The sequence below is a fragment of the Sanguibacter biliveldensis genome (assembly GCF_033798665.1).
Lineage (GTDB): Bacteria > Actinomycetota > Actinomycetes > Actinomycetales > Cellulomonadaceae > Sanguibacter > Sanguibacter inulinus.
In genome coordinates, this window is the sequence record NZ_CP138359.1 from 331,798 (window position 1) to 355,362 (window position 23,565).

Here is a 23,565-nt window from a genome sequence, read left to right on the forward strand (position 1 = left end):
GGACAGCAACGGTCGAGACGGCCGCACGGGTGGGGGCGCCGACAGCACCCCCACCCGGTACCTCAGGCCCAGTCGGCGACGAGCTGGTTGGCTGTCCGCAGCACGTCCGACTGCGCGAAGCGCTCCAGCGCGACCTTCTCCGTCATCGTGACGGTGAACGTCACCTGCTCACCGGGCAGCAGCGTCACGAGCATGTCGTCAACAACGGCGTCTGGGTCGATCTTGTCGACGAGCAGCGCCAGGTCCCGCACCAGTGAACCGGCCTTCACAGTCACCGCGTACCCGCCGTCGACCGCGATCGTGTCGACCGTCAGCTCGGCCGCCGCCAGCGCAGAGTCCCGGTACTCGGCGAAGAACCAGAAGGCCCGCCGCCCGCCCGACTCCACGACGACCAGCTCGTCTGCGATGTCGCCAGGCACCGCGATCTCGTCCGGCAGCACGGTCGTCTCGGCGCTGCGCGCGTCCCGCGCCTGCTGGTAGCGGTGCTCGGCGAGCACGGTCCCGTCGAACCGCACCCGACGAGCGACCGTCTCCTCGTCCCATCGGCTCGGCGAGTCGTTGACGGCGACCGCCGCCAGCCCAGCACCCCGGGGCTCGATGGTCAGCAGCTGGTCCTCGAAGACGTGCTTGAGCGCATAGAGCAGCGGCTTCGCCCGCCCGTACCCGTCGACCGCGGCCCACGACGTCACCGGCCAGCAGTCGTTGAGCTGCCAGACGACCGACCCCATGCAGCGGGGAGACTCCGAGCGCTGGTGCTCGATGGCGACCGTGACGGCCAGTGCCTGGTTGAGCGACATCGCCCAGTGCCAGTCTTCGGTGTCGTCCGGCAGCGGCAGGTGCGCGACGAGCCCGTCGGTGAGCTTGTCGTTGCCGTCGGTCGCCTTCTGGTGGTGGATCATCCCGGGGGACTCCGGCGTCAGGGGCGAGTCGGAGATCGACTGCGTGATCGTCGACCACGTGGCCGGGCCCTGCCAGCCGAACTCTGCGACGAAGCGCGCGTGGACGTCGCGGTATGCCGGGTAGTCGACCCGGTTCCACAGCTCCCAGAGGTGCACGGAGCCGTGGTCCACGTCGTTGGCGAAGATCTCCGTGGTCCCCGACCACGGGCTGGCGGGCGTGTACGAGCGAGCAGGGTCGAGCTCAGACACGAGGCGCGGCAGCAGGTCGAGGTAGTAGCCCAGGCCCCACGTGCGACCCTGGACGCGCTTCTCCCAGCCCCACTCCTCGAAGCCCCAGATGTTCTCGTTGTTGCCGTTCCACAGCGCCAGGCTGGGGTGCGGCATGATCCGCGTGACGTTGTCACGGACCTCTGCCTCGACCTCCGACCACAGCGGCTCGTCCTCGGCGTACGCGGCGCAGGCGAAGAGGAAGTCCTGCCAGACGAGGATGCCGCGCTCGTCGCAGAGGTCGTAGAAGTCGTCGGACTCGTAGTACCCACCGCCCCAGATGCGCAGCAGGTTGAGGTTGGCGAACTCGGCCTGGTCGAGGCGGGCGGCGAGGCGCTCGCGGTTCACCCGGGTGACGAAGGCGTCATCGGGGATCCAGTTGGCGCCGCGGACCCAGACGCGCTCGCCGTTGACGACGAACTCGAAGGACGTGCCGTCGGCGTCGGGCTCGAGCACGACCTCGATCGTCCGGAAGCCGATCCGCAGCGAGCGCCCGGCGAGCACGTCGGCGTCGCGGCGCAGCGTGACGTCGAGGTCGTAGAGGGGCTGCTCGCCGTAGCCGCGAGGCCACCACTTCTGCACGTCTTCGACAGTCGCCTCGACCGTGGCAGACGTGGCACCCGCGCCGACGGTCGCCGAGGCATCGGCGCACCCCGAGAGCTCGAGGATGAACTCGTCGTCACCCTCGCCACCATCGCGCTCGATGTCGACATGCACCGCCACAGTCCCGCGGTCGCCCTCGACCCCGGTCACCGGCCGGACGCTGGCCAGCCGAGCACCCGACCACCCCTCGACCCGCGCCTCCTTCCAGATCCCCGACGACGCAGCGTCGAGGCCCCAGTCCCAGCCGAAGTTGCACGCCGCCTTGCGGACCGCGTTGAAGGGGTGGGAGTACGTGTGCGGACGGTAGCCGATCTCGAGGCTCGCCCGGTCTGCCTCCCGGACGGGCGACGCGAAGGTCACGGTGATCTCGTTGACGCCCTCGCGCAGGTGCTCGTCGATGCCGAAGCGGTACGTACGGTGCTGGTTTCGCGTGGACCCGAGGGTCGCACCGTTGAGCACCACGGTGGCGAAGGTGTCGAGGCCGTCGAAGACGAGGTCGTGCCGGGTGTTCCCGTCGGGTGCCCACTCGAAGGTCGTCGAGTACTCCCAGTCGGTCTCGCCGATCCAGGTGACGGCGTGCTCGTTGCGGTCCAAGAACGGGTCGGGGATGAGTCCCGCGGTCAGCAGGTCGGTGTGCACGAGCCCGGGGACTGTCGCCTCGACGACGACCCCGGCGATCGACGCCGGGACGGGACCGTCGAGCGCGCGGAGCTGCCAGCCGACGGGCAGGACCTGGCTGCTCGGGAGGGCGGTCTGCTGGGTCGGTGCGGTGGTCACTTGGTGGCTCCTGAGACTAGTCCGTTGTAGATGAATCGCTGAAGGAAGAGGAAGGCGACGAGGGTCGGGATCATCACCAAGATCGCGCCGGCGGCGATGACCTCCCACCGCGACCCGAAGGGCCCCATGAACCTGAAGAGCGAGGTCGAGATGACCCCGAGATCACTCGAGGGCATGTAGAGGAAGGGGATGTAGAACTCGTTGTAGACCGCGATGCCCTTGATGATCACGACGGTCGCGACGGCGGGCTTGAGCAGCGGCAGGATGATGCGCCAGTAGACGGTGAACCGGTTGGCGCCGTCGAGCATCGCGGCCTCGTCGAGGGAGATCGGGATCGACGCCATGAACTGCAGGAAGATGAAGATCGCGACGATGTCCGTCCCGGTGAACAGCACGATCGCGGCCCATGGGGTGTTGAACAGCCCCATGCCGTTGATGATCTGGAACGTCGCGACCTGGGTCGTCACTGCGGGCACGAGGGTGGCGAGCAAGAACAGGCCTGTCACCAGGGGGCGACCGCGGAACCTGAAGCGGTCGATCGCGTAGGCGGTCATCGTCCCGGTGAAGATGGTGCCGGTGATCGAGACGACCAAGATGAACCCGGTGTTGAGGAACCCGGTCACCATGCCGCCCTGCGTGAAGGCGGTGACGAAGTTGTCGAAGTTCAACCAGCTCGACGGGGCGTCGAGCGGCCCTGTCGTCCTGTACTCCTCGTTGGTCTTGAAGGCGAGCATGAAGATCGTGACGATCGGCATGAGCGCGGCGACGCAGGCGGCGACGAGCGACGCGTACTTGAGGACGGTCCCGAGGAACCCGAGGTCGACGCGTCGACGACGCGGCGTCTGGGGCTGCGGTGCGGTGCTCTGAGGTGGCGAGACTGTGGCCCGCTCTGTCGTGGTCATTCGACGGTCGCTTTCTCGTCGGGGAAGAACTTCCGCTGCACAGCGGTGATGAGCAGGACGATCACCAGCAGCACGATCGCCATCGCGGAGGCCAGGCCGACGTTCGCGAAGCGGAAGGCGGTGTCGACGGTCTGGATGACGAAGGTCGTCGACCCGTTCGCGCCGCCGGTCATGATGTACGGCATCTCGAAGGCCGACAGCGCTCCGGAGACGGCGAGGATCATGGTGAGCCCGAGGATGCGGCGGATGCTCGGCAGGATGATGAACCGGAACTTCTGCCAGGAGCTGGCGCCGTCGAGGTCCGCAGCCTCGTACTGCTCGGAGGGCACAGACTGGATCGCGCCGAGGAACAAGACGAAGTTCAGGCCCATGTACCGCCACACCGACGTCGCTGCGAGCGAGATGTTGACGATCGACGGGTCGCCGAGCCAGAGCGGAGGGTCCTGCAGCCCGAAGATCGCGAGCGTGCTGTCGAGCGTCCCGCCGGGCCTGAAGAAGTAGAGGAACATCAGGCCGATCGCGACACCGTTGAGCAGGTACGGGAAGAAGATCACGCCCTTGAAGAAGTTCTTGAACCGCGTGTTGAAGCTCAGCAGCGTCGCGAAGTACAGGGCGAGGATCAGCTGGGCTCCCGCGCCCACCAGGTAGTAGAGGCTGACGGCGAAGACGCGGAAGTACTCGGGCCGCGTGAAGATGCTGACGAAGTTGTCGGCGCCGACGAAGCCCTTCTCGAGGGCCAGCCCGTCCCAGTCGGTGACGCTGTACCAGAACATGTTCGCCACGGGGACGTAGGTGAAGGTGACGAGGAAGGCCAGGGGGATCAGCAGGAAGAGCCAAGGGGTGGCTCCCCACCCGGCGGTCTTCCTGCGGCGAGGTCGCGCTGAAGGCCTGGTCGATGGACGTGCGACGTCTTGTCTGGCGGCGCTGGGTGCGATGGACACGAGTGCTCCTTCCGAGGGCACAGCAGTCGAGGTGCGCGCCCGACGTGGTCGTCGGGCGCGCACCGACCGGCGGAGCTACTGGTTCTGGCCGACGGCCGTGGCCCAGCGGGCGTTGAGGTCGTCGAAGAAGGCGGCCTTGTCCCCGTCGCGTGCCCCGCGCGCGGTGTCGATGAGCTGCTGGCGGTACTGGTTGCCGAACAGGGTGATCTCGGCGGAGTTCGCGATGTCGTTGATGAGGCTCTCGTCGCCGGTCGGGCGGGGCGTGAGCTCGACGTAGTCGACGCCGAGCTCGGTGAAGTCGGCGAGGGTGTCGGGCTCCTCAGCCGAGAGCAGCGGGCTGATGGCACCCTGGCTCTCGGCGAAGCCGGAGTCGTTGGTGAACCAGTCGACCCAGGCGCGAGCGGCCGGCTTGTTGTCGGAGTTCTTGCTCACGGCGATGAGCTTGTCGGTCGCGGTGACGGACTCGAACTGGCCGTCGGTCGCCCACGGCATCGGCCAGAAGCCGATGGTCTCGCGGGGCTTGCCGGCCAGCTCGGCCGCGTCCTGCATCTGGGTGACGGCCCACGAGCCGAGGACCATCGAGCTGATGTCGCCGCTCGCCAGCAGGGTCTTCGACTCTTCCCAGTTGGTGGTCGTCGGGTCGGCCTCGGTGAGGCCCGCCGCCACCGTCTCGTAGAGCAGGCTGTCGATGGCGTAGATGTCCTTGCCCTCGGTCCACGGCGACTCGTCGGTGATCATCTCGTTGAGGGCGTCGGGGCCGGTGACCCCGCCGATGTTCCCTGCCAGGGTGTCGAGCGGCCAGCCGTCGGCGTAGTTCGTGTAGTACGGCACGGCGCCGGTGGTGTCCTTGACCTTCTGGAGCGCGTCGAGGTACTCCTCCTCGGTGGTGGGAGGCGTGGTGATCCCCGCCTCGGTCCACACGTCCCGGTTGAACACGTAGCCCATGGCCGACCCGAAGGTCGAGAGGCCGTAGACGGTCCCGTCGTAGCTGCCGTCGTGTATGAAGCGGTAGGTCTCGCCGAGCTCGTCGGTGGTCCCGAGGGGCTCGAAGAAGTCCGCGAACTGGTTGGGGGAGACGTTCGAGGTGGGGATGAGGAGGGCGTCGCCGTAGTCGCGGGAGTTCAGGCGGATCCGCAGGTCGCCCTCGTAGTCGGTGAGGGCCTCGAACTTCACCTCGACGTCGGGGTACGTCTCGTTGAACGTGTCGGCGTAGTCCTGGAAGACGGTGTCGACCAGGTCGGTGCGGTTGGTGAGCACGGTGATCTCGCCGGCCGGGTTCTCGTCAGTGCTCTCCTGGCCGGAGCTGCTCGAGCAGCCGACGAGGACGAGGGCTGACGTGGTGGCCAGCGCTGTCAGGGTGACGAATCTTCTGTTCACAGGGGGACTTCTCCTTCGGTTGCTGCCTACAGCGGTGTCGGCAGTGGGGGTTACGCGTCGTGCTGAGGGAGGTGGTTCGCGCGGCGACGGAGGGCCGCCAGGCCGAGCAGGGTGAGCGTGAGGGCGAGCGTGGCGGCGGCGACCGCGCCGGCGCCGGTGCTCGCGAGGGAGCCTTCGGGAGTTGCCCCGGGGGCCGGGGTGTCGCCTGTCGTGCCACCACCAGCGCCGGACTCCCCGGTGGACCCGTCTCCGGGGCTGCCAGGGGGAGTTCCACCACCGGTGCCCGGAGGCACCGGGCCGCCCGCCCCGGTGCCCGGAGGCACCGGGGCGGGCGGCCCGGTCGGCTCGACCGGTGTCCCGGTGGGTGCGGGTTCCGGGCTCGGCTCCAGGGTGGGGCTCGGCTCGGGTGTCGGCTCGGGATCCACGGCGGCTGGAGGCACCGCGACGACGTCGTCGACCACGAGGGCACCGACCGGGGTGTCGGCGACGTAGAGCGCGTACTGGGTCACCGAGGAGAGGTCGAGGCGTCCGTCACCTGCCCATGCGGGTGGGGCGAAGTCGGCGAAGGCGATCTCGACGGGCTGCGGGCCGACCTCGGCGACCTCGACGCTGGACTCCCAGTACGACCCGCCGGCCACGAACTGCACGCTGACGGTCGTGCCGACGGGGGCATCGAGGGTGAGCCCGATGCTCTCGAAGCCCCACCAGTTCTGGGGCTCCGGGAACTCATGGACGACACCCGCGTAGCCGGGCGCCCCGAGGTCGAAGGCGAACATGCCGGCCGTCGAACCGGTGGGGCCGTCGGTGATGAGCGACGGGGTCACGGTGCCCCCGCCGGCGTTGGGCAGGTAGGCGACCGAGAGCGCTGCGTCGTCGGCGTACGACTCGAAGTCGTCGACGATGAGCGGCTCCGTGGGGAGCGTGTCCATCGTGAAGGACCGGACGGGTGACGAGCTCTCACCGCTGCCGTTCACGGCGTCGACGCGCCAGTAGTAGGTCGTGCCGGGCGCGAGGTCGACGGTGGGCTGGTACGACGAGCCGGTGATCCCGGTCGCCGTGTCGACGGGGTCGGCGAGGTCCGCCGCCGTCGCGAGGGTGAAGCGGTAGTAGGCGGCGGCCTCGTCGGCAGCCCAGGTGAAGGCGGGTGTCGCCTGGAGGTCCGCCGCCCGGTCGGCCGGTGCGACGAGCTCGACAGGCGACGGTGCTCCGGTCTCGGCGTCGGTCGACCGGCTGCTGATCGTGGCGCGGTCGAGGACGGCCCCGACCGGCCAGGACACCCGGACGTGGTCCGCGCCGATGCCGTCGGCCGTGACGGACACGCCACCGGGAACCACGTCGGTCGTGGTCGTGAGGTCGGTCCAGGCCACGCCGTCGCTGCTGGCGCTGACCGACACCCCGTCCGCGGCCGACAGCAGGAACGACGCGGAGTCCACGCCCGTGACGTCCCACTGCGCAGACGCAGCGGCGGTCGCCCGGGCACCGGAGGGCACGACGATGCTGGCGCCGTCGTGCGCGGCCGTCAGGCTCCAGTCAGCCAGCGGGTCGACGAGCACGGCGCCCAGCGGAGCCGAGGCCACGGCGTCGGACGCCGCGGTGCTCCCGTCGGGCGCGACCGCGAGGACCCGGTAGGTGGCGCCGGCCGGGGAGCTGAGGTCGGTCACCTGCGCAGTGCCCGGGGCGACGACGCCAGAGACGTCCGTCCACGCCAGACCGTCGGTCGACCGCTGGACCCTGTAGCCGACGGCCCCGGCGCTCCCGCGCCAGAAGACGCGGTTGATGCCGTTGGTCTGCTCGACCGCCGTGACGAGGGGCGCCTGGACGTCGAGCGTGTCGACGGGCAGGCGGAGCGCCGTGCTGTAGCGCTGGATCGCCGCGACCGAGGCACGCATGCGGTCGGTGGTCCCGGGGTAGTGGAGCGTGAAGCCGTCGTCGTGGGGGACGAGACCTCCGCGGTCGTCGTTGCCGAACAGCGACCAGAAGAACATGCCCGAGACGTTGGGGTCCTGGGCCGCGGGCTGGAGCACGGTGTCGGTCGCCGCGGTCGAGGCGTACTCGCCGGCGATGTAGACCTTGCCTGCCGCGGCGACTGTCGCGGCATCGGCTCGGACCTTCTCCGCGGTCGGCGGGTAGTAGTGGACGTCGACGATGTCGAGGTCCTGCGACTGCAGCGTGTCGGGGTCGATGTCGAAGCGACGGCCGGCCGCGACGAGCTGTTCGGGGGCGCGCTCGCGGATGAAGGCGACCTGCTCGTCGATCCACCCGAGGGTCATGCCCTCGAGCTCGTTGCCGAGCTCCCACGCGAGGATCGTCGGGTCGTCGGCCAGCCGCAGGCCGGTGTGCGGGTTCACGTGGTTCAGGACCAGGTCTACGTACTCCTGGTAGGCCGCGACGGCCGCCGGGTCGGTGTAGAAGTCTGCCGACTCGAGCCCGAGGGGTGTCGTGAAGTCCCGGTGGCCGCCGTGGTAGTAGCTCCACTCGTCGGTCAGCGGCAGGATCAGGCGGATGCCGAGGCTCCCCGCGTAGGCGACCGCGTAGTCGATGGTCTCGAAGGCTGTCTCGTCGTAGACGCCGAGCTCTGGCATGAGCGCGAGCGGGTTCTCGCCGCCCTGTCCCGTCGAGGTCGCCATGTGCGACCTGACGACGTTCACGCCGAGCTGCTGGGCGGTGTCGAGCGAGTCCTTGATCCGGACGTACGTCGGGAAGTTCACTCCACCGACGTTCTCGTCGAGGCCGAGCCAGTAGATGTTGGCGCCGCTCGCCCGGAACCGCTCCCCGTCGAGGCGGAGCTCGGTGCCGTCGCGGGTGACGAACTCCGTGTTGACCGAGACGGGCGGGGCGGCGCTGACGGCCGCATGGACGGGGGCCGAGCCTGCTGCGGATGGCGAGGCGGCTGCGACAGCAGGCGCGAGTACTGCTGACGCGGCGAGAGCGGCGGTGAGACGCCAGCGGTTCGCGTGGCGGCTTCTGACGGGCTGCTGGGTCAAGTCCAGGCTCCTTTGCCGGGTGACCTCCATGGAGGCGGCGTCGAATGACGACGCGACCAAGCCTCGCCTGGTCCCGGCTAGCCCGTCAAGGGCTTACATAAATTATTTATGTTACGGAAGGGTAACGGCCTCGCCGGTGCTCCCGCGCTCTACGAGCACAGCTGGAGTGCCGTGGAGCAGCTTCGGCTGCCCGCCCCGGAGCAGGTCGAGCACGGCCTCACCAGCCAGCTGACCGACCGCCTGGGCGTCGCGCGCGACCGCCGAGAGCGGGGGAGTGGAGAGCTGGCAGAGGGCCGAGTCGTTCCACGAGACGATCGAGAGGTCCTGGGGTACCACGAGCCCCGCGTCGCGCGCGGCGTCCAGGGCGGCGAGAGCCATGAGGTCGCTGTCGAAGATGGCGGCGCTGGGACGCTCGTCACCGGCGAAGACCGACTCCATCGCGGCGATGCCCGACGCTCGCGAGTAGTCCCCGGCGCCGTAGTACGGCTGCGCCGACACCTCTGCGCAGGTCTGGGTGAACGACGCCCGCCTCCGCCGGGAGTGGGTGAGGTCGGCTGGACCACCGACGTGGAGGATCGAGCTGTGCCCCAGCGCCGCGAGGCGCCGGACGGTGTCGCGCATCGCCTCGTCGTCGTCGGTCCACACCGCGGTGAAGCCGGCATGGTCCGGCGGGCCGATGATCACCGCAGGCAGGCCTAGCCTCTGGACCAGAGGTGGACGGTGGTCGCCCTCCGCCAGGTCGACGAGGAGCACCGCGCTGACCTTGTCGTCGGTGGCCCACTCCTCGTACGTCACGACCTCGGAGTCGTGCGAGGAGAGGACGCGCAAGAGCACGGAGTATCCGTGCGGGAGCGTCACCCGTTCGATCCCGGCGATCAAGTCGTGGAAGTATGGCTCGGCCCCCATGATCTCGGCGGGACGGACGAGCGCGATGCCGATCGGGGCGTGATCCTGTAGCACAGTGAGACCCTACGCTGGGCGAGCAGCCGGGCACCGCGCCCACGTCGAACCGAGAGGTCACCGAGATGGCACGACGAGAGTCCACGCCGGAGTCCCCCGGCAGCCGGGCGCTCATCGTCGACCTCGTCCGATCGTCCGGGCCGATCAGCAGGGTCGAGCTCACGCAGGCCACCGGCCTCACCCAGCCCGCCGTGTCGGTCATCGTCCGCAAGCTCCTCGACGACGGCGTGATCGTCGAGAAGGGACTGGCGCCGTCGACCGGGGGCAAGCCTCGCCGGCTCCTCGACATCAACAGCCGGGCCGGCATCGGCATCGGGATCCAGCTCGGATTCGACACGATGACGTTCGTCGCGACCGACACCAACGGGGGTGTGGTCGCCCGCCAGGGGTTCTGGGGTGCGCAGACGGCCCCGCCCATCGAGGTCGTCCAGCGGATCGGCCACGCCTACAGGCAGTTCCTCGAGCTGGCTGGCGTCACCGTCACTGATGTCACCGGTGTCGCGGTGGTGGTGCCCGGCCCGCTCGACCATGACCAGGGTGGCATCGTCGAGGCCCCGACCCTCCCGGCCTGGACAGGCTTCCCGCTGCGTCAGCACCTCGAGGAGATGCTGGCCACCCCTGTCCTCGTCGACAACGACGCGAGTGCCGCCGCCCTCGGGGAGTTCTGGAGCCGAGGCATCTCCCGCTACTCCACGTTCGGTGCGATCTACCTCGGGACGGGGATCGGGGCCGGTGTGGTCACCGACGGGTCGCTCTACCGCGGGGCGAGCTCCAACGCCACCGAGATCGGTCACATCTCGGTCGACTCCGCGGGAGCCGAGTGCGCCTGCGGCAACTACGGCTGTCTCGAGCTGGTCGCCTCACCCGGCGCGATCCTGCGAGCGGCCGCGACGCGCCGCGACGAGCTCGGCGGCCTGAGCCTCAGCTTCGAGCAGAGCCTCGTCCAGTTCGACTACGACACCCTCGCCCTCGCGGCGATCGCCGGGCACGGGGTCGCCGAAGAGCTCATCACGCAGGGTGCGCGAGCCGTCGCGAGGGCGACGCTCACGTTCTGCAACCTCTTCGACCTCGACGAGATCGTCCTCACCGGGCCGGCGATGGCCAACGCCGGCTCGATCTACGCGCGCGAGACGCGGGCGGCTCTCGAGCGCTCCTTCGCCAGACGCTCCCACGCTGTGTCTGTCGACCTCTCGGCCAACCCGCGCGACGCTGCGGCGATCGGCGGGGCGGCGATGACGCTCCAGGGCTCGCTGGCACCGGGGCACGGACCGGCCTTGGCCTTCACGACGGTGAGCCGCTAGGGCAGTGGTGGCCGCGGAAGCGCGGTGCTCGAGGTCGGGGAGGCCTGTGTCTTCGGCGTGATCGGCAGCCCGTCTGCTGCGGCAGACGGGCATCGGGCGCAGAGATGGGTCAGCAGGCTAGAGCCCGCCGACCGCTCAGTAGCTCCACGTCCACCCGTTGTCGACGTCAGCAGGCCGGTACGCGATCGATCCCGTCTCGGTCGGGACGTCGAAGGCGATCTTCCCGGAGGCGGACTCGCTCGGGCCCATCTCCTGGGGGAGCGTCTCGGTCGAGTCGAGGCAGCTGTAGGCGTTGCCGACGGGGTCGTTGACCCGCATGTTGTTCGAGTCGAAGACCACGAAGTCGTAGGGGTTGAAGCTGAATCCTCCGTACGTGGTGTCGAGCGCCGGGTGGGTGTTCACGTCGAAGGCGAGCACCAGGTAGTGCCCGTTGAGCGCAGGCTCGGCGAAGGACGACGAGCAGGTCCCGAGCGAGATCGACGTCGCTGTGAAGTCGACGGTCCACTCGTCGTTGGCGTCGGTCATGCCGCCGAGCTCTCCGACCACCTTGATGATGTCGCCGCGCTCGTCCGTGGGTGGGGTGCTGACGACCGGCGACGGCTCGGCGGTCGGCTCCTCGGCAGCAGCTGAGGTCTCCTCCGACGGCTCCTCCTCGACCGGCTGGCTCTCCGTGGTGCGAGTCCCCGCAGGCTCGGGCGGCGTCGAGACGGGGTCCGGCGACGCTGTGCACGCAGCGAGGAGGACCAGGACAGGGACGGCGAACGGTGCGATCTTCACAGGGAAGCTCCTAGGCTCGAGATGAGGTCGCACCTCGGAGGAGCAGGTCACGGGGTCGGTGCTCCGCTCTCGGCTGTGAGAGCTGGTGGGCGGCTCTCGAGCACCATAGGGTGCCGATCGGCCCAGGATCTGGGCCTTTAGACACATTCTGAATGTTCTTGCGGCGGTCGGGTCCGCCGGGCTGGTTGCAGATCTGCCATGACGTCTCGATACCTAGCGGCAGAGATGCTTGGCATCTAGGACTTCTTGTCTCGGTGAGGTCCATCGCTCCTCGTAGTGTCGTCTGGATGACGACGCGCAGCGTGACGAAGAGTGAGCTGTAGAGGTGGATCCACGCAGCGCTTCGCTCGTCGGGGGACCCGTAGGACGAAGAGTCCTCTGGGAGATCCTTCAGGAGACCTCCGCTCCGCTGCAGGATGGAGTTGTCAGCGAATCCAGTCGGGGGCCGGCGAGCCTCCTAGACCGCATCCGTGCAGCTGTCAGGGAAGGTCTCGACCCCGCCACGGAGCTGGCGACGTCGGTTGATGACTCGCTCCTGAACCTCATGGGTCGCGTCGTGTCGAGCTTTGCGCACGGGGACCTGATGGACGACCGGGCGCTGCTGGACGGCCTCGAGAGTGCCGCAGACGATCTCCGGCCCCACGCGGACTCTCTGACGGAGGCTCCTGCGAACAGCTGGTGGTGGGACTCGATCGGCCAGGTCCAGCTCGTCGCGGCCGGGTGCTCCGGGTTCGGTGTCGTCGACGAACGCTCGCTGAGTGCCTGGCCAGCACGATGGTGGTCAGCCCCGACAGGGCCGCAGATCGTCCACACGTCTCGACCGTCGTCGCTCGGTGTGCCCGTCGGCCTGGTGCTCTCCGAAGATCACTGGGTACCCGTCGAACCGCCTAGGTGGTCGTCCTTCGTGCCGCAGGACAACCGGGTCTACGAGGTGAGGTGTGCGGAGGACTGGCAGCAGCTCGTCGCCAGGTACCCCACTCCTCGCACCGGGGCGTCAGCATCGGAGTGGGACCGCTTCGCCGGCGGGGAGCACACCTGGCTCGATGTCGACTGGCGGGCGCTCTCCGACGATCTTCCCGGGGTCCACGTGTCTGTCGCCGCCCACCTGTCGTCTGCGTACCGTCCGCTCCCTCTCGGGGGAGGACGGTTCACGATGCTGGCCGGCTGGAATCCAGACGTGACGGTGTGGCTCCACGAGTCCCCGTCGTCGATCCCGTCCGAGGTATACAACGCCTGAGTGGTCGACCCGGAAGGGCACGTGGTCCGACGACGGGGCGCCAGGTATCCGGGCTGGTCCGGGACGCCCCGAGATAGGGTGACCACTGTTCTGGAGGCGGAGCCTCGACGAGCCAGGTGTCGAGGTGCCCGCGTGAGTCCGCAGGTGCGAGCGGCTGTCACAGGAGGCCAACGATGACTCGGAAGAAGCGCGACCGCCCGGACCCGAAGCACTTCGTCCAGGTCAACCAACGCCCCAGCCTCGGCATCGAGCTCACCACCGGCCGCCCCTGGGTCGGTGTCGACCAGCAGGTCGGCCACGGCTCGGCCGACGCGCTCTTCGCGCTGACCGACGAGCACTACGCCTCGGAGATGGCCGGCGAGCCCGTCGAGGGCAGCTTTGTCATGGAGTGCTGGCGCGGGGAGCACAACGACAAGCTTCTCTACTATCCCAGCGGGAGGACGTGGCGGCCGGAGCGCTGGTCCGCCTCGCGCACGCGCCGGCTCCCGGACCCGTGCCGCGGGGAGATCTGGTGGCACGTGGACGCGCTCGGGGAGCCTGCAGACAGCGAGAACGCCGAGATCTCCCGCCAGCTCTCGGCAGGCACGGCCGAGGTCGTCACCGAGCCCGAGGGTGTGCTCCGCATGACTTTCGCCTTCATCGGCGACCGCGCCTACCCGCGCCCGGCCGCCCTGATCGGCGGCCTGACCGTCGGCAGCACCCGCGACCAGGCCCGCGCCATCCTCGGCGCTCCTGTCCAGCCGGAGACCGACACCTTCCAGATCGAGGGCCACCCCGTCCACCTGACCTTCGCCGACGACGGCCTCGTCGAGGTCGTGCTTGAGCGCACCCCCTCCGTGCCACCACCAGCCGGGCAGATCGGCGTATTCCTCGCCGCCGTCGGCGAACCCGAGGCCAGCCCGGCCTTCCAGGCCGCCGCGGCACTCGCGGGCACCACGCACCGCCGGTGGGCGGCCTCGTCCGGTGTCGGTCGCCGACTCCTCACCTTCGACGGTGGCGTCGAGATGCAGGTGCAGGACGACCGCGTGATCAGCGTGCAGGTCAGCCTGAGCCCTGAGGCTGGTGACTCGAGCTACCGGAGCGCCGCAGACCTGGTCCCGGGTGCAGATGAGCCACTGACCCGCGAGAGCCTCCGCGCGGCCCTCGGCGGACCGGTCGCGTCGAGCGGCCGGACCGACCTCTACAGGTTCGGGCACCGCGACCTCGTCGTCGAGCACGGCGTCGTCGGCAAGCACGGCGTGCTCAGCGCGGGCAGCGGCGAGGTCCCGACGTCGATGACGGCGGTCTTGCGCGGAGTGACACCGTCAGACCGGTTCTACCGCTGGCGCTCGGGCGAGTTCACGATGTTCCTCGACGTCCTGGGACGGCCCTCGTCGAACGCCCTCGTCGCGCGGGTGAGCAGCCTGCCCGGTGTGCGCGTCCGGCTGAGCAAGGGTGTCGTCGCGTCGGTCGAGATCGGGACCAGCGGTCACCAGAGCGAGCGTTTCGGTGCCTTCGTCGACGGGATGCCCGGCGCCCCGGTGATCGACGACGTCGCCTTCAGCCGCCCCGGGACCTTCGGCGACCGCGGCTACGTGTGGGACTTCGACCGGGGCTGGATCCACGCGCTGACCTCCGACGGCACCGCGGTCAAGAGCATCACCGTCACCGACGGGCCACCGCGCGGGTTCCTCGACTGACCCCCGCGGGGCGAGCGGCCCGATGGGGACTCCTGCCCGAGACTCCTGGGCCCAGGTCCGCGACCATGAAGGTCAGCCACCGAGAGGAACCGCCGATGTCCAGGCTCACCGATCTCCTGACCCCGCGACTTCCCGAGGGCTTCACGGTCCCCGAGCCTCTCGACAGTGCCTGGTCGTGGATGGAGCAGCAGGGGTGGGTGGTTGACGGGCCGAACGGCTACTTCGTCACGCCGTACCCCGGGCCTCGTCAGCTCGGGGCTGTGTTCTCCGCGCAGGAGTCGCTCGACGGCTGGTTCGAGCCGGGTGACCCGGGCTTCGACCAGCTGGTGCCCATCGCGCAGATCTCCGGCGACGGCGGCACCGGGGCGGTGTGGATCGACGGGGACCAGGTGCGGTTCGTCGCACTCGGCTCCGACGGTGACGCGTACCTGCTCGCGGACTCGCCCGTCGACTTCCTCCGGCTGATCGCTGTCGGCTATCACGAGCTCGGCTCGTGGGACCTCGGAGAGGAACCCGAGGACGAGGACGCCGTCGAGGCGCACTCCGCGTTCCGGGCATGGGTCGAGGCCGAGCTCGACACCGACGTCCCGTCGCTCTGGCCGGCCGCAGACCCGGACCCCTTCGAGGCGTGGGTCGGGCGGATGCAGGCCGAGCGCTGAGGCCAGACACCCGGGCCGCTCGCCGACGTCCCGCCGACCACGCCGTAGGCTGCTGCAGCCAGTCCCGACCGGGCCTGCAGAGCTGTGGGGGGCTTCATGGACGACGAACCGTACGACGACCTCGAAGGTGACGTGGCCTTCGCGGTCGACGGTCTGCTCGAGGGAGACGTCGACGCCCTGCACGACCTCGGGAACGCCCTGCTCAAGGCGGGTCATCCGTCGGTCGCAGCACTGTTCTTCTTCGAGGCGCAGAAGCGTGGGGTCTCCGACTCCCTGCTGAACCTCGGCATCGCGAAGCTCGATTCCGGCGCGGACGACGAGGCCGCGTCGTGGTTCGAGCGGTCGGCGGAGTCAGGCGATGTCAAGGGTGCCTTGATGGCGGGCCAGCACGCGGCCGACCGGGGTGACCTCGACCGTGCTGAGCACTTCTACAGGCGCGCGGCGGCCATGCCGGAGGCCGCGGTGCGGCTCGGCGCGGTGCTCCGTGCGCTCGGCAGGAGCGACGAGGCCGCCGCGCTCGTCTACGAGACGCGGTTCGTCAGCCCTGAGTCTGCCGTCGAGTGCGTGATCGGCGGCAGCGTGTCAGGGCAGGAGGCTGTCGAGCTGCTCGAGTCGTTCCTCGAGACCGACCCCCTCCCGGTGCTCGTGACGCTGGCCAGGCGCTACGAAGAGCGTGGTGACGTCGCGGGCGCCCGGGCCGTGCTCGAAGACGCGACACGACGCGGAGACGAGAACGCCCAGACCAACCTGGGGATCTTGCTGATCGACGTCGGCGAGCTGGACGAGGCTCGTCGGATGCTGACACTGTCTTGCGCCTCGGGTGACGAGCTCGCCTGCCGGGCCCTGGCCGCAGAAGGGTGGGGGAGCGTCTCCTGACCAGCCCTCACCACGTCAGGACCTACGCTGGCGGGATCGTCGTCCCCTGGTGGAAGGAGCACTGCGCGGTGTCGCCCTCTCTCCGCCACAGCGACGATCGCCAGCTCTGTCTGCCGTCGAGCTGGAGCCGGTAGGTGAGCAGGACCGTGTCTGGACCGGTGCTCCGTGCCTCGCGGTCGCTCATCGTCGCCTCAGAGGCCGCGGCGGTCTCGTCCAGCAGGGCTGGGATGATCTCCGCCCGGCTCCACAGCCTCCCGGACTGCCCGATCTCAGAGAAGTCTGGGGCGAGATGCTCGTCCAGCAGTCGCGAGCTGCTCCGCACGCGAGGTGAGAGCAGTGCTTCTTCGCCGCGCCACGCCAGAGCGACCAGAGGATCCATCACGCCACACTATGACGGGTCTGCCCGCCCGACGTCCGTGGGTGAACCCTCGGATGTGGTGCCTCGCGGCCGGCGAGTGCGTCGTAGTCTTCTCGTGCGTTGCCGCCGCGAGCAGTGCGCCCGAGACGAGAGAGGCACCCACAGGTGGATCGCACGATGCGTTCTTGGAAGAACGGCGCCTGCCTCGCTGGAGGACTCGTGTGGCTGACCCTCGGTGTCGCCGGTCTCACGGACGGACCTGTCGGAGTCCTCGATGTGCTGCTGCTGGCTCCAGCGCTGCTGGTCGGGCTGGGCCTGGTGCTGAGAGGCCTGACGATGGGGGCGCGCCGCTCGGCGGAGGGCGTCGAGGTCCGAGGTGTGGTCACCCGGCAGGCCTTCCCTCGGGGGTCCTTCGCACGGGTCGACCAGCGGGAGATGGACATGCTCCCTCTGGCGTACAGCTACGTCACTGTCGTGGTGCCTGACGGGGGCGAGCACAGCCTCGTGCAGCTCGCCCAGTACTCCTTCGTCGAGAGACGCCGAGGTGGCGTGCAGAGAAAGGCCGACCAGCTCAACCTGTGGCTGGAGGTGCACGGTGCCTGATGTCGGCCCACCTGAGACGTGGAGTGGGTCGACAGGTGGGCGCCGTCGGGGCACCGAGACCGTGGTCCCGTGGAACCGGGCTATCGGTGCCTTCGTCGGGATCTTCCTGACGGGTGCGGCGGGGGTGCTCGCGATCGTCACGGTCTCGGTGTCTGCGGCCGACCCGTGGTCTGAGTACCTGGCGAACGCCACCGGGCTCGCGTTGCTCTCCTGGGTGCTGATCCTCATCGCCTCGACGCGGGTAGATGGCGTCGGCGACCAGCTGAGGGTCGTCAACGTCGCTACGACGGTCACCGTCCCCGCGGCCAGGGTGCGCGGTGCTGAGGCTCAGAGCGGGTTGGCGATCGTCCTGGACGACGAGCGCCGGATCGACTGCGTGGCCTACGGGGACTCGACACTCAAAGACCTCTTCCCGCGGCTGCGTCCGGTCCGCCACGTCGGCCGGGTGGAGCAGTGGGCGTCTCGCCATGGTGGGGGACCAGACGCCGGACCTCCGCCGGCCCGCGAGGTGCGGACCTCGATCCGGACCTTCGCCTGGTGCGGCTTCCCGTTGCTGTGGTTGGCCTCGGCGTCCTACATGGCAGTCGTCCGGACGGTTGCTGAGCCTCTGCGCGATCTCCTCCCGGTACCCCTGTAGGCCTTCCTAGGGCTGTGGTGCTCCGACTGTCGGGGACGCGCGCGTGCGGACCCGCGCTCACACCTCACCCGGCGGCAGCACCTCCTGGCTCGTCGGCACAGGCCGCACATCTGGCACCGGCGTCCCCCACACAGGGTTGCCGTCCTCGTCGAAGGGCAGCACCTGAGCCCGGGCGTGGCGGTTGGGGTCCCAGAGCGGGTCTCCGGCGATCTCGGTGTAGCTGCGTGCGTGGTAGACGAGCACGGGGGTCCCGTCGGGCAGCTCGGTGAACGAGTTGTGGCCGGGTCCGTACTGGCCGACCGACGGGTCGGACACGAGCACGGGGTCGGGGCTCTTGGTCCACGACGCCGGGTCCAGCAGGTCGTCACCGAGGTCGGCGGTGAGCAGACCCATCGCGTACTCGACGCCTGTCGCCGAGGCCGAGTACGTGAGGAAGACCCGTCCCTCGCGCACCAGCACCGACGGGCCCTCGTTCACCCAGAACCCGACGGTCTCCCAGTCGTGCTCAGGCTTCGTGAGCAGCACGGCAGGTGTCGCGAGGGTCCACGGGTCCGCCATCCGGGCGATGTAGATGTTGGAGTGCCCCCGCACGTCGAAGGCCTGCTGCGCCCACACGAGGTACTGCTCGCCGTCGATCACGACGCTCGTGGCGTCGAGGGCGAAGGACTCCCACCCGGTGTCCACCTGGCCGCGCTCGACCCACCCCCCGGTGAAGGGGTCGTCGGCGGTGTTCTCGAGCACGAAGACCCGGTGGTTGAAGGTCTCGGCCGACCCCGGGACGTCGACAGTTCCCTGCGCGTCGGGCGCAGCCGCGAGGTAGATGTACCAGGCGCCGTCCACGCGGTGGATCTCGGGTGCCCAGATGAGCTGCGACATCGGGCCGTCGGCGTGCCGCTCCCAGATCGTCACCTCCTCGGCCCCCTGGAGGTCGTCCAACCGCTCCGCGCGCCGCAGGACCACCCTGTCGTAGAGCGGGTGGGACCCCGTGAAGTAGTACTGACCGTCGTGGCGCAGCACGCAGGGGTCGGCCCGCTGGAGGACGATCGGGTTGGGGATCAGCCCGGCCGTCTTCTCGCTCTCGACGACCTCGCTCATGCCACCCTCGTCTCTTCCGCGGCACCGGCAGCGCTGTCGGTGCCGGTGCTGTCATCGGCATCGTCCGGCCCGTCAGCGCCATCAGCACCGACAGCACCGTTGGCGCGCACGTCAGTCGCAAGGGCACGGAAGGTGTCGGCCACAGGTGTCCGCCGACGGTCCAGGCCGCCGCGGCCGTCCTCGACGAGGTCCCACAGACCCATCGTCAGCAGGTACTCCTCGCGCGGCGCCGTGCCGTGGCGGTACGTCCATTCGTACATGTCGAACACCGGCCACCACGTGTACCCGACGATGTCGTGGCCGAGCGAGCGCAGGGTGCGGATCGCGGCGACGGACTCGTGCAGCCACGCGACCCTGTCGGCCACCGGGGCGGTGACGGCCGTCTCGGTGAGCATGACGGGTGCGCCGTGCCGGCGCTCGGCCTCGAGCAGCACCTCGACGAGCCCGGCGACGCCGGCGTCCTGGGCGGGGCGCGGGTCGGCAAAACCGCCCGCGTGGTGCACCCCCTCCTCGAACAGCTCGGTCGAGATCCGCGGGTAGTAGTTGACCCCCACGATGTCCGGGCGGACAGCGTGGTCGGCGAACCACGCGAGCGACGTGTCGTCCATCCCGTGGCCGAGCAGCACGCCGGCGAGCGGGTGCTGGTCGTCGACCCGCCCGGTGACGAGGTCCTCGACCAGGTGCGCCTGGTGCCGCAGCCTCTCGGCCGTCGCGCGGTGCTGGCCGTGCACGTCGCCCGCGTACCGCATGGAGGCGTCGACGTGCATGAAGGTCGCGCGGTCGCCCAGCACCTCGGTGATGCCGCGCTGCGTGCGGACGAAGCCCTCGCCGAGCGCTCGGACCATGGTCGTGAGGCCTGAGTCGCCGGTGAGGTAGGGCGGCCAGTAGCCGTAGACGCCGCAGAAGAGCGCGTGGATCATCGGCTCGTTCACCGGGGTGTAGTCGGTGACGCGGTCGCCGTAGCGCTCGGCGAAGGCCACGCCGTACTCGGCGACGACCTCCGGGTAGTCGGGGTTCGAGAACTGCCCGTCGAGCCACAGCGGGGTGCCGTAGTGCAGCAGGTCGATGACAGGCCGCAGACCGAGCTCGCCGAACCTGTCGACCACCCGGTCCACCCAGGACCAGTCCCACGTCCCTCGCTCCGGGTTGACCCTGTGCCACGGCACACCCCACCGCATGAAGGTCGCGCCGGCGTCGGAGGCCAGCCCGAGGTCTTCGGAGTAGCGGGCGTAGTGGTCGGTGAGCTCGTACTCGTCGATCGGGCGCTCGCCCGGGCCGCCCTGCGGCACGAAGGTGTCCTCGATGCCGAGGCCGAAGTGCAGTGCGCCGTCCTCGTACCACCGCGGCGCGCGGCCTGAGTCACGGCCTGAGTCACGGTCCGGTGCCCGGCCCGACGCGCGGTCGGCGGCGCTCACTTGAGCCCCGTCGTGGCGATGGACTCGATGAACTTGCGCTGCACGAGCATGAAGGCGAAGACCAGCGGGACGACGGCGACGAGCGAGCCCGCCATCATGACGCCGTACGGCACGATCCCGCCGGGGCCTGTCAGCTGGGTGAGTCCTGAGGTGATGGTGCCCATCTCCCTGTCTGTGGTGAAGACCAGCGGCCAGAGCAGGTCGTTCCAGTTGTTGACGAAGACGAAGATCGCGAGGGTGAGGACCGCGGGGCGGGCGTTCGGCAGGATGATCTGCCAGAACACGCGGAACTCTGAGGCCCCGTCGATCCGGGCGGCGTTGTCGAGGTCGCGAGGCAGCGCGACGAAGAACTGCCGGAGGAAGAAGATGCCGAAGGCGTCGGCGGCGCGCGGCGCGATGAGCCCGGCGAAGGAGTTGACCCAGCCGAGGTCGCTGACGATCTGGTAGACGGGGACGAGCGTCGCCTGGAACGGGATCATCAGGGTGGCCACGATCGCGACGAGCAAGAGCTTGCGCCCGCGGAAGTCGATGCGGGCCAGCGCGTAGGCCGCGAGGGCGTCGAAGCTCACCGCGAACAGGGTGACCCCGCCGGCGAACACGAAGCTGTTGCCGATGAGCCGGGTGAAGGGCAGGTCGGAGAAGATCCGCTCGAAGTTCGCCGTGGTCCAGGCGTCGGGCAGCAGGGTCGGCGGGAAGGCGTTGACCTCCGACGTCGGCTTGAACGCCGTGAACAGCACGATGAACAGGGGGAGCAGGGCGACCAGGGTCGCGACCGTGACACCGACCGTCATGACGACGGTCGAGGCGCGGACGCGCCGGCGGCGGCGCGGCGGCGCAGCAGGTGTGTGCGCTGGGGCGCGGACAGGGGCGGGGGTGGTGACGGACATCAGGACTCCTCCTCGCGGCGTCCGAAGAACACGAACTGGACGATGCTCAGGACGAGCGTGGCGAGCAGCAGCACGTAGGACAGCGCGGACGCGAAGCCGAGGTCGAGCTTGCGGAAGCCGGACTCGTAGATCTCCATGACCACGGTCTGGGTGTTGCCGTAGGGCCCGCCGCCTGTCATGACGTAGATCTGGTCGAAGGCCTGGAGCGCGGCGATGGTCGCGAAGATCAGCACGAAGGCCGTGGTGCTCGACAGCATCGGCAGCGTGATGCGCCAGAAGCGGGTCCAAGCGTTGGCGCCGTCCATCTTGGCGGCCTCGTAGAGGGATCCGGGGATCTCCTGGAGGCCGGCCATGAAGATCACCATGTAGAAGCCGAAGTTCTTCCACACCGCGACCAGCGCGACAGCGGGCATGGCGAGCGTCGGGTCCTGCAGCACGTTCCCCAGGTCGATGCCGATGCCGCGCAACCAGTAGTGCAGCAGCCCGACCTGCGGGTCGATGAGGTACGACCAGGCGAGGGCCGCCACGGCCAGCGAGATGATGAAGGGCAGGAACAGCGCCGTGCGGAACATGCCGCGGAACGGCAGCCTGTCGCTCGTGAGCAGCAGGGCCAGACCGAGTGCGACCACCACGGCGGTCGGGGTGAACAGGACCGCGTAGACGACGGTGTTGACGACCGCGTCGCGGATGTCGGGGTCGGTGAAGATCCGGGCGTAGTTGTCCAGCCCGACCCACTCGGCCTCGCCGAAGCCGCTCGCGTCCGTGAAGGACATCTGCAGGGCGGAGATCATCGGCCAGACGACGAAGACCGCCAGGACGATCAGGGATGGGGCGAGGAAGGCGAGGGCGGCGCGGGAGCGACGGCCGCCGGAGCGGGTGCGCTGCACGCCGGAGCCCCCGCGGCCGCCGAGCGGGGCTGGTGCGCGATAGGCCCGCTTGCGGGGCCTGTCCACGTGCGCGGTGGTCATGAGGGTGCCTCTCGGGGTGGGGGCCGCCCCCAGGACGGGGGTCCCGGGAGCGGCCGGTCCGGGGTGGGGCGGGCTGCGGCCCGGTCAGTCGTCGAGCGCGGACTGGATCGCGGTCTGGGCCTCGGCGAGCAGCGCGTCGACGGGCTCGCCCGCCATCGCGCGCTGCGTGAGGTTGTCGACGGCGGTGAGCACGTCTGTGCTGTTGACGACGCCCGGCAGCAGCGGGCGGCCGAGCTCGGCCTGCTCGGTGAGCGCAGCCACGACGGGGTTCTCAGCGACGTCCGCGGACGCGACGTCGGTGCGCAGCGGGGGCCAGCCGGAGCCGAGCGCCCAGGTGGTCGCCTGCTCCTGCGACAGGAAGTAGCTGAAGAACTCCTGCGCGGCCTCCTGCTGGGCCTGGTCGGCCTGCTCGGTGAGGGCCATCGAGACGCCGATCGCCGACGCGGCCTGCTCCTCGGGTCCGGCCGGGATCGGGGCGATGCCGTAGTCGACGCCGTTCTCCTCGGAGACCGAGGCCATCCACGGCCCGCCGATGTACATCGCGACACGACCGCTGCTGAAGAGACCGTCGCCGCTGACCCCGTCGACTCCCGTGGGGCTGATCTTCCCGGCGGTGATCGCGTCGTGCCAGAACTCGAGGGTCTCGGCGTTCTCGGGGGAGTCGATCACGGCCTTGCCGTCCTCGACGACGGCGCCGCCGTTGCCGTAGAACAGCGACGGCCAGACGCCGTTGCCGACGGTCGCGTGGTCGGCGAGGGCGAGCCCGTACTGCTCGGGGGTGCCGTCGCCGTCCTGGTCGACGGTGAGCGCCTCGGCTGCGGTGACCCACTCGTCCCAGGTGGTGGGGACCTCGACGCCCGCGGCGTCGAAGAGGGCCTTGTTGTAGAACATCGTCAGCGGGACGAAGCCTGTCGGGACGCCGTACCGGGTGCCGTCGACGGTGACCATGTCGAGGGCCCCGGTGTTGAGGTCGGGGGTCGAGGCGTCGGCGTCGTAGAAGTCGTCGAGGTCGACGAAGGCGCCGCGGTCGGCGTAGACCGGCAGGCGCTCGGCCGGCATGGCGACGATCTCGGGGCCGTTGTCCGCCGAGAGGGCGGGCAGGAAGGTGTCGTCGATGACGTCCCAGGGGTTGACCTGGGTGGTGATGGTGATCTCGCCGTCGTGCGCGGCGTTGAAGTCGTCGACGATCTGCTCGAGGACGTCACCGTCGGCCTCGGTGTAGCCGTGCCAGAAGGTGAGCTCGACGGGGCCGTCGGTGTCGGAGGCGCTGTCACCAGAGCAGGCGGAGAGGGAGAAGAGCGCCAGGGCGACCGGCGCGGCGACGAGGGCGGGGATGCGCTTCATTGCGTTGTCCTTTCAGGGA

At 69.7% G+C, this 23,565-nt stretch carries 20 protein-coding genes; 7 read left to right on the top strand and 13 right to left on the bottom strand.

Annotation, left to right across the window (positions count from 1 at the left end):
* Nucleotides 1-62: 62 nt before the first annotated feature.
* The 6 genes from SANBI_RS01455 to SANBI_RS01480 form a co-directional block, all read right to left on the bottom strand.
* Entirely contained in the window at nt 63-2,546 is a 2,484-nt protein-coding gene (locus SANBI_RS01455) for a glycoside hydrolase family 2 protein (RefSeq protein WP_319158262.1), read from the bottom strand.
* Nucleotides 2,543-3,448, bottom strand: coding sequence for a carbohydrate ABC transporter permease (locus SANBI_RS01460; protein WP_319158264.1), 906 nt, complete (start codon nt 3,446-3,448; stop codon nt 2,543-2,545). Before SANBI_RS01460 ends, SANBI_RS01455 begins: the two co-directional genes overlap by 4 nt.
* Nucleotides 3,445-4,389, bottom strand: a complete 945-nt coding sequence (locus SANBI_RS01465; protein WP_319158266.1) for a carbohydrate ABC transporter permease — start codon at nt 4,387-4,389, stop codon at nt 3,445-3,447. The genes SANBI_RS01460 and SANBI_RS01465 overlap by 4 nt, the downstream gene beginning before the upstream one ends.
* 75 nt (nt 4,390-4,464) lie before the next feature.
* The gene (locus SANBI_RS01470) at nt 4,465-5,766 is read right to left on the bottom strand and encodes an ABC transporter substrate-binding protein (RefSeq protein WP_319158268.1); all 1,302 of its coding nucleotides are present in this window, start codon (nt 5,764-5,766) and stop codon (nt 4,465-4,467) included.
* Between the two features lie 50 nt (nt 5,767-5,816).
* Nucleotides 5,817-8,750 carry a cellulase family glycosylhydrolase gene (locus SANBI_RS01475; RefSeq protein WP_319158270.1) on the bottom strand — a complete coding sequence of 978 codons (2,934 nt, stop codon included), beginning with the start codon at nt 8,748-8,750 and terminating at the stop codon, nt 5,817-5,819.
* Nucleotides 8,751-8,861: 111 nt separating this feature from the next.
* On the bottom strand, nt 8,862-9,710 hold the full coding sequence (locus SANBI_RS01480; RefSeq protein ID WP_319158272.1) for a LacI family DNA-binding transcriptional regulator: 849 nt from the start codon (nt 9,708-9,710) through the stop codon (nt 8,862-8,864).
* A 65-nt stretch (nt 9,711-9,775) separates the two neighbouring features.
* Between SANBI_RS01480 and SANBI_RS01485 the strand changes: the two genes are divergently transcribed.
* Nucleotides 9,776-11,011: an ROK family transcriptional regulator gene (locus SANBI_RS01485; RefSeq protein WP_319158274.1), complete on the top strand. Its 1,236-nt coding sequence runs from the start codon at nt 9,776-9,778 to the stop codon at nt 11,009-11,011.
* Nucleotides 11,012-11,146: 135 nt separating this feature from the next.
* Here the strand turns inward: SANBI_RS01485 and SANBI_RS01490 are convergent, their stop codons facing one another.
* Nucleotides 11,147-11,788: a DUF4352 domain-containing protein gene (locus SANBI_RS01490; protein ID WP_319158276.1), complete on the bottom strand. Its 642-nt coding sequence runs from the start codon at nt 11,786-11,788 to the stop codon at nt 11,147-11,149.
* Nucleotides 11,789-12,332: 544 nt separating this feature from the next.
* Between SANBI_RS01490 and SANBI_RS01495 the strand changes: the two genes are divergently transcribed.
* From SANBI_RS01495 to SANBI_RS01510, 4 genes are all read left to right on the top strand, one after another.
* Nucleotides 12,333-13,025 (top strand): hypothetical protein, encoded by a 693-nt coding sequence (locus SANBI_RS01495; RefSeq protein ID WP_319158278.1) that lies wholly within the window; start codon nt 12,333-12,335, stop codon nt 13,023-13,025.
* Nucleotides 13,026-13,198: 173 nt separating this feature from the next.
* Nucleotides 13,199-14,704, top strand: coding sequence for a hypothetical protein (locus SANBI_RS01500; RefSeq protein ID WP_319158280.1), 1,506 nt, complete (start codon nt 13,199-13,201; stop codon nt 14,702-14,704).
* A 95-nt stretch (nt 14,705-14,799) separates the two neighbouring features.
* The gene (locus SANBI_RS01505) at nt 14,800-15,363 is read left to right on the top strand and encodes a hypothetical protein (protein ID WP_319158282.1); all 564 of its coding nucleotides are present in this window, start codon (nt 14,800-14,802) and stop codon (nt 15,361-15,363) included.
* Nucleotides 15,364-15,459: 96 nt separating this feature from the next.
* Nucleotides 15,460-16,239: a tetratricopeptide repeat protein gene (locus SANBI_RS01510; RefSeq protein ID WP_319158284.1), complete on the top strand. Its 780-nt coding sequence runs from the start codon at nt 15,460-15,462 to the stop codon at nt 16,237-16,239.
* Nucleotides 16,240-16,261: 22 nt separating this feature from the next.
* On the opposite strand, the gene SANBI_RS01515 is transcribed toward SANBI_RS01510, so the two are convergent.
* Nucleotides 16,262-16,618, bottom strand: a complete 357-nt coding sequence (locus tag SANBI_RS01515; protein WP_319158286.1) for a nuclear transport factor 2 family protein — start codon at nt 16,616-16,618, stop codon at nt 16,262-16,264.
* 156 nt (nt 16,619-16,774) lie between these two features.
* On the opposite strand from SANBI_RS01515, the gene SANBI_RS01520 reads away from it, so the two are divergent.
* Together SANBI_RS01520 and SANBI_RS01525 are read left to right on the top strand one after the other, a co-directional pair.
* Entirely contained in the window at nt 16,775-17,200 is a 426-nt protein-coding gene (locus SANBI_RS01520) for a hypothetical protein (RefSeq protein WP_319158288.1), read from the top strand.
* Nucleotides 17,193-17,837 (top strand): hypothetical protein, encoded by a 645-nt coding sequence (locus SANBI_RS01525; RefSeq protein WP_319158290.1) that lies wholly within the window; start codon nt 17,193-17,195, stop codon nt 17,835-17,837. The genes SANBI_RS01520 and SANBI_RS01525 overlap by 8 nt, the downstream gene beginning before the upstream one ends.
* Before the next feature lie 57 nt (nt 17,838-17,894).
* Here SANBI_RS01525 and SANBI_RS01530 read toward each other — a convergent pair whose 3' ends face one another.
* The 5 genes from SANBI_RS01530 to SANBI_RS01550 form a co-directional block, all read right to left on the bottom strand.
* On the bottom strand, nt 17,895-18,932 hold the full coding sequence (locus SANBI_RS01530; protein WP_319158292.1) for a glycoside hydrolase family 43 protein: 1,038 nt from the start codon (nt 18,930-18,932) through the stop codon (nt 17,895-17,897).
* A complete protein-coding gene (locus SANBI_RS01535; protein ID WP_319158294.1) occupies nt 18,929-20,347 on the bottom strand; it encodes a family 1 glycosylhydrolase in 1,419 nt (472 codons plus the stop codon). Before SANBI_RS01535 ends, SANBI_RS01530 begins: the two co-directional genes overlap by 4 nt.
* Complete coding sequence (locus SANBI_RS01540) at nt 20,344-21,234, bottom strand: carbohydrate ABC transporter permease (protein WP_319158296.1); 891 nt, start codon at nt 21,232-21,234, stop codon at nt 20,344-20,346. The genes SANBI_RS01535 and SANBI_RS01540 overlap by 4 nt, the downstream gene beginning before the upstream one ends.
* A complete protein-coding gene (locus SANBI_RS01545; protein ID WP_319158298.1) occupies nt 21,234-22,202 on the bottom strand; it encodes a carbohydrate ABC transporter permease in 969 nt (322 codons plus the stop codon). Before SANBI_RS01545 ends, SANBI_RS01540 begins: the two co-directional genes overlap by 1 nt.
* Nucleotides 22,203-22,286: 84 nt before the next feature.
* Entirely contained in the window at nt 22,287-23,546 is a 1,260-nt protein-coding gene (locus SANBI_RS01550) for an ABC transporter substrate-binding protein (protein WP_319158300.1), read from the bottom strand.
* Nucleotides 23,547-23,565 lie beyond the last annotated feature (19 nt).